This is a genomic window from Clostridium sp. DJ247, from assembly GCF_014231265.1.
In genome coordinates, this window is the sequence record NZ_JABAIW010000004.1 from 49,296 (window position 1) to 61,192 (window position 11,897).

Genomic DNA, 11,897 nt, shown 5'->3' on the forward strand with positions numbered 1-11,897 from the left:
TCCAAAGCTTCAAAACTTATTACTTTATGTTTAGTTTTATACTTAAAATTAAGGAAGGATATATACCCTCCCTTAAGCATTTCAATATATATTATACACACTTTCTTTTAAAGCGTGAAGAAGAAAAAATTACTTATCATCTTCAACTTTAAAATCAGCATCTACTACATTATCATCTTTTTTTGTATCTGTGTTTTCTCCACCCATGTTATTTGGATCAAATCCAGCACCAGGTGCTCCTTGTTCACCAGCAGCTTGATATATCTTTGATGATATTCCATAGAATGTTTGAGTTAAATCTTCAGTAGCTTTCTTTATAGCCTCTAAATCTGTACCATCCTTAACTGCGTTAACTGCTTTAATTTTATCTTCTATAGTAGCTTTATCTTCTGCTGAAACCTTATCTCCTAAATCCTTTAGTGTTTTTTCTGTTTGATAAACAACTTGGTCAGCATTATTTTTAACTTCTATTGAATCTTTTCTCTTTTTGTCTTCTTCAGCAAACTTTTCAGCTTCTTTTACTGCATTATCTATTTCATCACTTGATAAATTTGTTGATGCAGTAATTGTAATGTTAGCTTCTTTTCCTGTTCCCTTATCTTTTGCTGATACATTAACTATACCATTAGCATCTATATCAAAAGCAACTTCTATTTGAGGAATTCCTCTTGGAGCAGGAGCTATTCCTGATAGAGTAAATCTTCCTAAAGTCTTGTTATCTGCAGCCATTTGTCTTTCACCTTGAACAACGTGAATTTCAACAGAAGTCTGACCATCTGCAGCAGTTGAGAATACTTGACTCTTTTTAGTTGGTATAGTTGTGTTTCTTGTGATTAGAGCAGTAGCAACTCCACCTAATGTTTCTATTCCAAGTGTTAATGGTGTAACATCTAGAAGTAATATGTCTTTTACATCTCCAGTTAGAACACCAGCTTGTATAGCTGCACCTACAGCAACACATTCATCTGGATTAACTCCCTTTGATGGTTCTTTTCCTGTAAAATTCTTAACAGCCTCTTGAACTGCTGGAATTCTTGTTGAACCACCAACAAGTACAATCTTATCTATCTGATCAATTGTAAGACCAGCATCATTTAACGCTTTTCTCATTGGTTCAATAGTTCTTTCAACTAAATCATGTGTTAACTCATTAAATTTAGCTCTAGTTAAATTTATATCTATATGCTTTGGACCTGTTGCATCTGCAGTTATAAATGGAAGATTTATGTTGGTTTGAGTTGAAGCTGATAACTCAATCTTAGCTTTTTCTGCTGCTTCTTTTAATCTTTGTAGAGCCATCTTATCATTTCTTAAATCTATTCCATTTTCCGCTTTAAAGGTATCAGCTATATAGTTCATTATTTTTTCATCGAAATCATCTCCACCAAGACGTGTATCACCATTTGTAGATTTAACTTCAAATACACCATCACCTAATTCTAGGATAGATACGTCGAAAGTACCACCACCAAGGTCATATACAAATATTTTTTGGTTAGTATCCATTTTATCTAAACCATAAGCAAGTGATGCTGCAGTTGGTTCGTTTATTATTCTTAATACTTCAAGTCCTGCAATTTTACCAGCATCTTTTGTAGCCTGTCTTTGGCTGTCATTAAAGTAAGCTGGAACTGTTATAACAGCTTGAGTTACTTTTTCTCCAAGATAAGCCTCTGCATCAGCTTTGATTTTTTGAAGTATCATAGCTGATATTTCTTGAGGAGTATATTCTTTTCCATCTATACTTTCTTTATGGTTTGTTCCCATATGTCTTTTTATTGATATTATTGTTTTATCTGGATTTGTTATTGACTGTCTTTTTGCAACTTGACCTACAAGTCTTTCTCCATTTGCTTGGAATGATACTACTGATGGAGTTGTTCTTGCACCTTCTGCATTTGCTATAACTACTGGTTCTCCACCTTCCATAACTGCTACACAAGAGTTAGTTGTTCCTAAGTCAATACCTATTACTTTTGCCATGTTAATATACCTCCTAGTATTTAAAATGTATTCTGATTTAGTAATTAAAGATTGTTTTTATATCATATGAAACTCATTTGCCTTAAAAATTTTTTAACGTTAAGTTACATTTAGTAAACAAAGTTTTTTGTTTAAGTATAATATTCTAAGCTAAAAATTACTATGTTGTATTAGTTAATTTGCAACTTTAACCATACTGTATCTTAAAACTTTATCACCTCTTTTATAACCTTTTTGAAATACTTCAACTATTTGATTCTTTCCATACTGTTCATCATCTATATGCATTACAGCATTATGAAGATGTGGATTGAACTCACCAGAAGATTCTATTTCTTCAACATTTAATTTTTCCAGTGAAGTGTTAAATTGCCTTAAAGTCATTTCTATTCCTTTTTTCAAGTCGTCAATATTTCCATCTACAGATACAGCTCTTTCTAAGTTATCAAGAATAGGAAGTATTTGTGTTAATACATCTTCACAAGCATCCGTATATATGCCTTCTTTTTCTTTTACTGTTCTTTTTCTAAAGTTTTCATACTCGGCTGCTGTTCTAGCTAATCTATCTTTCAAGGCTTCATTTTCATCTTTTACTTTAATATTTTCTTGTCTTAATCCCTCTAATAAGGATTGTAAAACATCTATAGAATTTTCACCTTCTTCTGCATCCATCTTTTCATTTACGGTATCCTCATTTAAAGATTGTTCTTTTTCTTCATTATTGATTTTCTCAGAATTAGATTCTGCAGATTTAGAATTTTGTATATCTTCCTGAGTGCTGCTTTCTATAGGCTCTTCAATCTTTTTATCCTCGTCGTTGAACATTTCAACAAACCCTCCAATCTAGCATTTATAAATTGTTTATTTGTTTTAAAATGAATGTTATCTATCATCATAATATATATGATTTAACATGATGTTAAGTTCTTTAACCACATTAGATAATATAGATATAACTTTTGAGTATTGCATTCTAGTAGGTCCTATTATACCTATTTCACCTATAGGTTTATCCTTCAAATTATAAACTGCCGAAACCACACTACAATCCTCGGCACCTTCAGTATAATTTTCTGTACCTATTTTTACGGAAATACTTGATTCACCATTTAACAAACTATTTATTTTATCTTTGTTATCTAACAATGATAAAAAATCTTTTGCCTTATCTATGTCCTTAAATTCCGGGTAATTAAGCATATTCACTGCACCTTCTGTATAAATTTCATTAGTGTTTCTATTACTTAAGCTCTCATACAATACCGGTATTATAGCACTGAATATATCTTCATGACCTTCCAAGTCCTTTCTAAGGTTATTTATAACCTCAAGGTTTATTTGGTCACAGTTTAGATTTCTTAGCCTAGCATTCAATATATTACTTAGCTTAACCAATAAATCAGGACTTACATTTTTTCCAACTCTTATAATATTGTTTTTTATTATACCACTACCTGTTATTATTACCAATAAAATATTATTAGAGTCTATGTTTATAAGCTGTATATGCTTTATATAGCTTGTGTTTAAAGAAGGTGTTTTTACTATACATGTAAGTTTTGTGAGCTCAGATAACAAAGATGTAGTCTGTCTTATTATCTTATTTATTTCAAATAATGCTGAATCAATAATTAGTTCCTTAATTGCATACTGCTCTTCTACTGTTAAATTTGGTATTTGCATTAGTCTATCTACATACAACCTATAACCTTTATTGGAAGGTCTTCTACCCGCAGAACTATGCGGTTGCTCTAAATATCCCATGTCTTCTAAGTCAGCCATTTCATTTCTTATAGTAGCTGAACTAATACCTAAATCATACTTTTTTGCTATGGTTCTGGATCCCACAGGCTCAGCTGTATTTATATAATCATTTATTATAGCCTGAAGTATTCTTATCTTTCTTTCATCCATTTCCATAATATCACCTCTTTATTAGCACTCAGTGTTATTGAGTGCTAATTGCTATGATTAAAAAATATCACTCATAATTTTATTTGTCAACCTCACTTAAATCAGTTTATTAAGTTATATAAAATAATTTTCTTAATTATATTCAAAAGCTTATCTTTTTCTTCGTTTTTCTCTTAAAATCGCATTATGATTTTATATTAACTTAAAATAAAATCGCACATTATACTGTTAGATACCTCTATTCCTCTGGCACTTAAATATAATCTATTATTTTTTCTAACTATCATGCCATTATCTAAATATGTTTTTATTACACTTTCATAAACTTCAAAAATATCTTTGTTAAATCTATTTTGAAACTCCTCAATAGAAATACCATTTATTTTTCTTAGCCCCATAAACATAAATTCTTCCATATCATCTTTTATTGAATTCTTATGCTTATCTAATTTTATATCTTTATACGAATTAATAACCTTTATATATTCTTCTATATTTTCAGTTTTTCTATACCTATAACCATCTATATACGAATGTGAAGCTGCTCCACACCCTATATAATTGCCTAAATTCCAATATACTAGATTATGTTTGCATTCTTTTTCTGGCATTGCAAAGTTTGATATTTCATACTGATTATATCCATTTAATCTTAAAAAATTTACTGCGTACCTATACATTTCCCTTTCTACTTCTTCACTTGGCAAACTCAGACTTCCGTTGTGATACATCTTTTCAAAAGGTGTACCCTCTTCAATTATTAAACTATAACAAGAGATATGTTCTGGAGACAATGCAGCAACATTTTCTAAAGTTCTTTTCCAGCTATCCAAGCTTTGATTAGGTAACCCAAACATTAAATCTATATTTATATTGTTAAAGCCTAATTCCCTAGCTAGCTTATAACCATGAATAAATTCCTCAACAGTATGTATTCTTCCTATGTCTTTTAAAGTTGAGTTATCCCAAGCTTGAAGTCCTATACTAAGTCTATTTACTCCTAGTTTCTTTAAATACATAAGTTTTTCGGCACTAAAGGTTCCTGGATTTCCTTCTACGGTAAATTCTAACTCATTACTTTTATATAAGTTATCTATAGATTGACCTATATTTTCCCAAGCCTCTAAAGATAAATAGGTGGGAGTACCCCCACCTACAAATATGGTATTAACTTTTCTATGACCAATACTTTCTATATCTTTAGCTAAAGCCTTTGAATAATCTATCATAAGTCTTTCTTTTCCACAGAATGACGGAAAATCACAGTATAAACACTTTTGTTTACAAAAAGGGATATGAATATATAAAGCAGTTTCTTCAGATTTTTTAGTAACACCATATTTTTTATCCATAAAAACACCAACTATTCAAATAATATATTTCAGCATTTTAATCTTCTGTTTTTAACACAGCCATAAATGCCTCTTGTGGAACTTCAACAGAACCTACCTGTCTCATTCTCTTTTTACCTTCCTTCTGCTTTTCTAGAAGCTTTTTCTTTCTACTTATATCTCCTCCGTAGCACTTAGCTAAAACGTCTTTCCTCATAGCTTTTACTGTTTCTCTAGCTATAACTTTTCCTCCTACAGCTGCTTGAATAGGTATTTCAAACATCTGTCTTGGTATTATTTCTTTTAGCTTTTCAGCTATAGACCTTCCTCTATCATATGCTCTCTCCTGAGGAACTATCATAGACAATGCATCTACTACATCTGCATTTAAGAGTATATCTAATTTCACTAATTTAGCCTCTTTGTAGCCTGCTAATTCGTAATCCAAAGAAGCATATCCTCTACTCCTAGACTTTAAAGCATCAAAAAAATCATATATTATTTCATTTAATGGTATTTCATAATTTAGAGTAACTCTAGTAGTATCTATATATTGCATGTCTTTAAAGGTTCCACGTCTATTTTGTGCAAGATCCATAACCGCTCCTACATAATCAGAAGGAGTAATTATTGCTGCTTTCACTATAGGTTCTTCCATATATTTTATTTCCGTTGGGTCTGGAAGATTTGTTGGATTTGTAAGCTCAATAACAGACCCATCATTTTTTCCAATCTTATATATAACAGATGGTGCTGTTGTTATAATTTCTAAATTAAATTCTCTTTCTATTCTTTCCTGTATAACATCCATGTGTAGAAGACCTAAAAATCCGCATCTAAATCCGAATCCCAAGGCTATAGATGTTTCTGGCTCGAAAGCTAAGGCAGCGTCATTTACCTGTAACTTTTCTAAGGCTTCTTTCAATTCTCCATATTTTGCACCATCTACAGGGTAAATACCACTATAAACCATAGGAACTGCTGGTCTATAGCCTTCTAATGCTTCAGATGCAGGTCTTTTTGCTTCTGTTACCGTATCACCCACACGAGCATCTCTTACATTCTTAATAGAGGCTGTAAAATATCCAACATCACCAGCTTTAAGTTCTGGTATAGACATATATCTAGGTACAAATATTCCCGTTTCAGCAACTTCATACACCTTCCCTGTTGCCATAAGCTTTATCTGTGTGCCTGGCTTTATAGTTCCTTCTTTAACCCTTATATGACATACAACACCTCTATAACTATCATAATAAGAGTCGAATATAAGTGCTTTTAGTGGATCATTTTCATCGCCAGTAGGTGCTGGCACTTTTTCAACTACAGCTTCTAATACATCTTCAATATTTAAACCAGTCTTAGCAGAAACCATTGGGGCATCACTAGCTTCTATACCAATAATATCCTCAATTTCCTTTTTTACCTCATCTGGTCTTGCACTAGCTAAATCTATCTTATTTATTACAGGAACTATTTCTAAATCATGATCTAAAGCAAGATAGCAGTTAGCTAAGGTCTGCGCCTGTATTCCTTGAGTAGCATCTACTACAAGTATTGCACCTTCACAAGCCGCTAAGCTTCTTGAAACTTCATAATTAAAATCTACATGTCCCGGAGTATCTATTAGATTTAAAATATACTCTTCACCGTTTGGCCTTTTATAAACAAGCCTTACAGCTTGTGATTTAATAGTTATTCCTCTCTCCTTTTCTAGCTCCATATTATCAAGTACCTGTGAGTCCATCTCTCTTTCCGTAAGGGTACCTGTTTTTTCTATTAATCTATCTGCAAGTGTAGATTTACCATGATCTATATGAGCAACTATTGAAAAATTTCTTATATACTTTTGTCTTTCGCTCTGCATATGATTTTACCCTCCATTATTAATTACAATTTAAAAGATTTGCACAACCTTGCAAATCTTAGTATTATCTCACTATATAAATAGCCATAGTACATTATAACATAAGAGCATTACAGTGAAAAGTACATTGTATGTAAGTTATTTTACTCTATTTTGAAATACCTCCCTAATCTGATCTTCCATACTTTTATATACTTGAGAAGTCCTATTCATAACACTATTTACACTATTATGTATACTACTTTCTATATTATTAAATAATCTCACAGAGCCATTTTTTACATTTATAAAAACTTTTTGGTTTACATATAATGAATAATCATTTATATCTACTGTAAAATCAAAAGGAGACAAATTATAATTTATCTTTAGTGCAGACCTGTCTTTTATAAACTTAGGCAAGCTTCCACTGATAACTATAAACCCATAAAATACTATCATTAAACAGATGAAAGTAATTAATAGAATACCCTTAATTTTGCTTTTTACCATAAAAAAGCACCCCCTAATAGGAATTAAAAACTCTTATTTTACCTATCATTAAGGATGTGCTTTTTTATATTTTTTATTCAATTTCTCGTAATATTTTACAATAAGTTTTATTTATTTAAGACCTCAGCTATGATTCTAGCAAGATATTTTGCAGATGCTTTTGCCTCTTCACTGGTATTAATATCTGCACCTACTTCTATTAAAACAGCATTGTTGCTTCTATCTTGATTAAAATATCTAGTACCATAATTATAATATATAACACCTTTGCAAAAACCAGGAAATAACTTATTAGAGACATCCATTATCTTATTGGCCAGTGCCATATTTTTTTCAAAATGAGGATTTTTTCTAGACATAACTAACGCAAAGGTTGCTACATTTTCCCCATTCATTTTTATTGTAACAGCTTTTTTATTTTCAACTGAATCTCTATGCATATCTATTATCAATCTAAAATCTTTATATTCACTTAAATATTTATCTAAAGTTACCACTGATCTAGCATAACTCTGGTTATAGGCTTCTGCATTATGAACTGTTTTATCATTTATTGATGATATACCATAATTAGACTGAAGTTCATTAATTAATGCATCACCAACAGCCACAACATTCTGAGTATTATCAAAACTATCTGGTTTTCCAGGTTTATAACTTTCTGTAGTATGAGTATGATATATCAATACTTCAGGTTTATTAGCATTAATAGTCTTCTTCAGCTTAGGGTCATATACATTTACAACTTTGTTTTCTAAGCTTAAATCCTGAGTATTATTTGAATTTATATTTCCATCAATCTTTGATATTTGCTTATCATCTAACTTAAAATGATTAAAACTCACATTCACCGAACTACCGTTATCTCCATTATTAGGTCCAATAAAAGCTATTTCTCTGTTAAGCACGGACAAAGGATTATTTAAATCTAAACCAACCATACTTAACATAAAGCGAGTTATAGTAAAATTACTCTCTGCCATATCATCTTCGTTGAAAGCAGTAGCCTTAATCACAGGCATAGCATAATTTAACAGCTGAACATATAACATATTTCCCTTTGTATTACTGTTATAAGAGTTTGCCCTAACCATACAAGGTAAAATAATCACTAAAATTAAGCTTATCATTAAAGTACAAGCCTTTACTTTAAAATCATTATTTACATTTACCTTATTTATCTTTCTGTAGTTCAATAATTGCACCGCTATGAACTAATTCAAAGCAGTTTCCCCCCTCTCATGTAAATCTACTTATGGTAGTGTTAATCCACATTAGATTTATATGAGAGGTCTCTTAAATTTATTACTTAATATAAACTAAATTTCCGATTTTAAGCCCTACTTATAGTTCGAAAGTGGAAGTTTAACTTATACGTAGGGATATGTTGACAAAACTGAAAGCACATTTAAAAACTTTTTTATCAGTCTTAGCGAAGTGTTTTAGAAAATCTTAGAACCTTATATATGTTTGAGTGCAGCGAGTTTATATAAGGTTCTTAGATTTTCTTAAACACGAACTTTAGACTGATTAAAAGTTTTTAACGTGCTGAAGTTTGTCAACATATCCGGTCGTATAAGTTAAATTTTAACCGTGCACCACACTAACTAAGAAATCTATTTATGTCTTCCAACTCTAAGGCTGGTTGAAGAGCTATATTTATGCCATTAGCAATAACCTTAGAGACGGAGTCTATAACCAAGTCTACCTCTTTAGGTGTTACCATGAGATTTCCCACGTACGGATCTAATATTTCCTGAATCATTCTCTGTTTTTCGTCTTTATTTATAGATTTTAGCATATTATAAAATTGTCCCCCCTGCTTTGACTGAGTTATCATTTGATCTAAAACCATATCTATAGTGTCATTTGCCATAGTTGCCGCATCTACAACCGTTGGCACCCCAATAGCAATAACAGGTATACCTAACCTTTCTTCACTTATCTCCATTCTCTTATTTCCTACTCCTGACCCTGGTGAAATCCCAGTATTTCCTATTTGTATAGTAGAATTTACTCTCTCCATTTTTCTTGAAGCCAATGCATCTATACATATTATTAAATTGGGTTTGATTTTATCTACAACACCTTTTATAATTTCTCCGGTCTCTATTCCAGTTAACCCTAAAACTCCTGGAGCTATAGCACATACTGGTCTTATTCTTTCATCAATTTGATCTGGTACAAGTTGTTTTAAATGCCTGGTTACCATAAGCTTAGATACAACTTTAGGACCTAATGCGTCTGGAGTTATGTTCCAATTTCCTAATCCAACTACTAATGCAGTCATACTATCATCAATTTTAACCATATCAGACAGAGTTTTTCCTAAAGCTCTACTAACCTCATCCATAGTTTCCCCATCATAATGAGTAAAGCGAGGCATATCAATAGTTATATATGTACCTTTTGGCTTTCTCATCATTTTCTCCCCAATGTCATTTGTTATTTTAACACTGGTTATCTTTATATCTCCTTCCTGACTTTCTTCTACTTCCACTCCAGATATATCCCCATTGTTTTCTTTTTGATAAATCTCTTTAGCTTCTACTGCCAGATCTGTTCTTATACTAATCATAACTTCACTCTCCTAATAACAAATTAATTTGTTATTAGGTTTTCCTTAATTTATATTCATATTCCCCTTTAAATAACAGGAAATATAATGTTTACATCAAAGTTCAAAACATAATTTAATTTCATTTCTATTAATTATAATGTTTAATTAAAATTATGCTTGAAGTACACAAAGTTTAATGCTATAATATCATTTGTTGAATAAATGAGACTCACTAGCGAATTTCCCCAAAGCTGTTGAGACCCTATAAAAATATAAGGGGGTGAAACTATGGCAAATATAAAATCAGCTAAGAAAAGAATAAAAGTTACTGAAACTAAAACTCTTCAAAACAAAATGATCAAATCAGCATTAAAAACTGTTATAAAGAAATTTTTAGTTGCTGTTGAAGGTGGCAATGTTGAAACAGCTAAAACTGCTTTCGTATCTGCTGTTAAAGCGTTAGATATGGCTGCTTCAAAGGGCGTATTACATAAAAATAAAGCAGCAAGAAGCAAATCAAGATTAGCAGCAAAATTAAATAACCTAAGCGCTTAATAAATGAACCGGTTATATGTTAACCGGTTATTTATTTTATCTGATAACTACCCGCTCTAATACTCCCATCTTTATATGAAACCCCATCTGATTCAAGTTTCACTTTATTCTTCTTACCCTGCTATTGCATTTATAATTAACAGTTCCAGTTCTGTTTTTTCATTTAAAGATGAGCTCTTCATTTTTTGTTCTGTATTGATACAAAGCTCTAGTGCATGTTGTATTTGCCTTAATGTAAATTTCTTACTTTGTTTTATAAGCATATCTACTGCATATTCAGACCTTACATTAAATCTACCTAATTCTTTTATAATTTCTTGTTTATTCTTACCACACTGTATTCCAAGTTTTACTCTAAACAATAAGTTAAACTGTCTTTCAACCATATTCAAAATATAAGGAATCTTTTCACCTCTATATATAAGTTCATTCATAACTTCTAAAGCTTCTTTAACTTTCTTATGCGATATAGGATTAACTAAATCAAAAATATCGTCATCACTACTTTTTAAGAATAAACTTTTGATATCTTCCTTTGTTATATCTCTATCATCTACATAACAGCAAAGCTTTTCTACCTCATTTTCAATACTGCTCAAGTTATTTTCTTCCATTAAATCACAGAAAATTTTTAATTCTATTTTCCCTATATCTTTATTTCTAATTTCGAAAAAATTCTTTACTTTGTTTTCTAATTGTAGGCCTTTTATTTTATCAGCCTTAACTACAGAAACTTTCTTATCCAGTTTATTTATTCTTTTCCCTGGTTTATCACGCTTACTTTTAAATACATCATATATTATAAGCACACAATGTTCAGGAATCTTATCTACATAGTTAAGTATTTCATTGAATGCTTTATCGCTTGAAAGTTTACTGTTTCCACTCTTTTCATCCTGAATAAAAGCAGCTCTATATATAAGCACTACCTTTTTTTCACTCATGAAGGGTAAGGTTTGACAAGCATTAACTATTGTATCAAAGCTTTCTACGGAATTACCATCAAATTTTACATAATTTAATTCCATAAAATTTTTATCTATAACTTTGTTGACAATAGAACTTACCCCTTCTTTTATTAACTGTTCATCACTACCGCATAATACATAACAGTTCTCTATTTTGTTCTGCTTTATATTTTGTTGAAGAGCAAATATATCTATCATTTTTAACACCTCTCACTATAAGCAAGCTA

10 protein-coding genes are annotated in these 11,897 nt (G+C 30.9%); 1 reads left to right on the plus strand and 9 read right to left on the minus strand.

The annotated features are described in order from the left end of the window. Positions 1-129 precede the first annotated feature (129 nt). The 8 genes from dnaK to gpr form a co-directional block, all read right to left on the minus strand. Positions 130-1,983 carry a molecular chaperone DnaK gene (gene dnaK / locus HGI79_RS02820; protein WP_185649209.1) on the minus strand — a complete coding sequence of 618 codons (1,854 nt, stop codon included), beginning with the start codon at positions 1,981-1,983 and terminating at the stop codon, positions 130-132. 174 nt (positions 1,984-2,157) lie between these two features. Next, positions 2,158-2,808 (minus strand): nucleotide exchange factor GrpE, encoded by a 651-nt coding sequence (grpE, locus tag HGI79_RS02825; protein ID WP_185649210.1) that lies wholly within the window; start codon positions 2,806-2,808, stop codon positions 2,158-2,160. A gap of 57 nt (positions 2,809-2,865) precedes the next feature. Next, positions 2,866-3,903 carry a heat-inducible transcriptional repressor HrcA gene (hrcA, locus tag HGI79_RS02830; RefSeq protein ID WP_185649211.1) on the minus strand — a complete coding sequence of 346 codons (1,038 nt, stop codon included), beginning with the start codon at positions 3,901-3,903 and terminating at the stop codon, positions 2,866-2,868. A 191-nt stretch (positions 3,904-4,094) separates the two neighbouring features. Continuing rightward, positions 4,095-5,249 (minus strand): radical SAM family heme chaperone HemW, encoded by a 1,155-nt coding sequence (gene hemW, locus HGI79_RS02835; RefSeq protein WP_185649212.1) that lies wholly within the window; start codon positions 5,247-5,249, stop codon positions 4,095-4,097. Between the two features lie 37 nt (positions 5,250-5,286). Further along, positions 5,287-7,095 carry a translation elongation factor 4 gene (gene lepA / locus HGI79_RS02840; protein WP_185649213.1) on the minus strand — a complete coding sequence of 603 codons (1,809 nt, stop codon included), beginning with the start codon at positions 7,093-7,095 and terminating at the stop codon, positions 5,287-5,289. A 138-nt stretch (positions 7,096-7,233) separates the two neighbouring features. Beyond that, positions 7,234-7,587: a hypothetical protein gene (locus HGI79_RS02845; protein WP_185649214.1), complete on the minus strand. Its 354-nt coding sequence runs from the start codon at positions 7,585-7,587 to the stop codon at positions 7,234-7,236. A gap of 107 nt (positions 7,588-7,694) precedes the next feature. Further along, positions 7,695-8,783 carry a stage II sporulation protein P gene (locus HGI79_RS02850; RefSeq protein ID WP_395939497.1) on the minus strand — a complete coding sequence of 363 codons (1,089 nt, stop codon included), beginning with the start codon at positions 8,781-8,783 and terminating at the stop codon, positions 7,695-7,697. A 407-nt stretch (positions 8,784-9,190) separates the two neighbouring features. Next, a complete protein-coding gene (gene gpr, locus HGI79_RS02855; protein ID WP_185649215.1) occupies positions 9,191-10,165 on the minus strand; it encodes a GPR endopeptidase in 975 nt (324 codons plus the stop codon). A 270-nt stretch (positions 10,166-10,435) separates the two neighbouring features. Here gpr and rpsT point away from each other — a divergent pair, with 270 nt between their 5' ends. Further along, on the plus strand, positions 10,436-10,702 hold the full coding sequence (gene rpsT / locus HGI79_RS02860) for a 30S ribosomal protein S20 (RefSeq protein WP_185649216.1): 267 nt from the start codon (positions 10,436-10,438) through the stop codon (positions 10,700-10,702). Between the two features lie 113 nt (positions 10,703-10,815). Here rpsT and holA read toward each other — a convergent pair whose 3' ends face one another. After that, complete coding sequence (gene holA / locus HGI79_RS02865) at positions 10,816-11,868, minus strand: DNA polymerase III subunit delta (protein ID WP_185649217.1); 1,053 nt, start codon at positions 11,866-11,868, stop codon at positions 10,816-10,818. Positions 11,869-11,897 lie beyond the last annotated feature (29 nt).

What these genes read in the sequence shown, in the direction of transcription:
- holA (WP_185649217.1), bottom strand. Translation starts at nt 11,868, where the DNA reads ATGATAGATATATTTGCTCTTCAACAAAATATAAAGCAGAACAAAATA.
- HGI79_RS02845 (WP_185649214.1), bottom strand. Translation starts at nt 7,587, where the DNA reads ATGGTAAAAAGCAAAATTAAGGGTATTCTATTAATTACTTTCATCTGT.
- lepA (WP_185649213.1), bottom strand. Translation starts at nt 7,095, where the DNA reads ATGCAGAGCGAAAGACAAAAGTATATAAGAAATTTTTCAATAGTTGCT.
- gpr (WP_185649215.1), bottom strand. Translation starts at nt 10,165, where the DNA reads ATGATTAGTATAAGAACAGATCTGGCAGTAGAAGCTAAAGAGATTTAT.
- dnaK (WP_185649209.1), bottom strand. Translation starts at nt 1,983, where the DNA reads ATGGCAAAAGTAATAGGTATTGACTTAGGAACAACTAACTCTTGTGTA.
- grpE (WP_185649210.1), bottom strand. Translation starts at nt 2,808, where the DNA reads ATGTTCAACGACGAGGATAAAAAGATTGAAGAGCCTATAGAAAGCAGC.
- rpsT (WP_185649216.1), top strand. Translation starts at nt 10,436, where the DNA reads ATGGCAAATATAAAATCAGCTAAGAAAAGAATAAAAGTTACTGAAACT.
- hrcA (WP_185649211.1), bottom strand. Translation starts at nt 3,903, where the DNA reads ATGGAAATGGATGAAAGAAAGATAAGAATACTTCAGGCTATAATAAAT.
- hemW (WP_185649212.1), bottom strand. Translation starts at nt 5,249, where the DNA reads ATGGATAAAAAATATGGTGTTACTAAAAAATCTGAAGAAACTGCTTTA.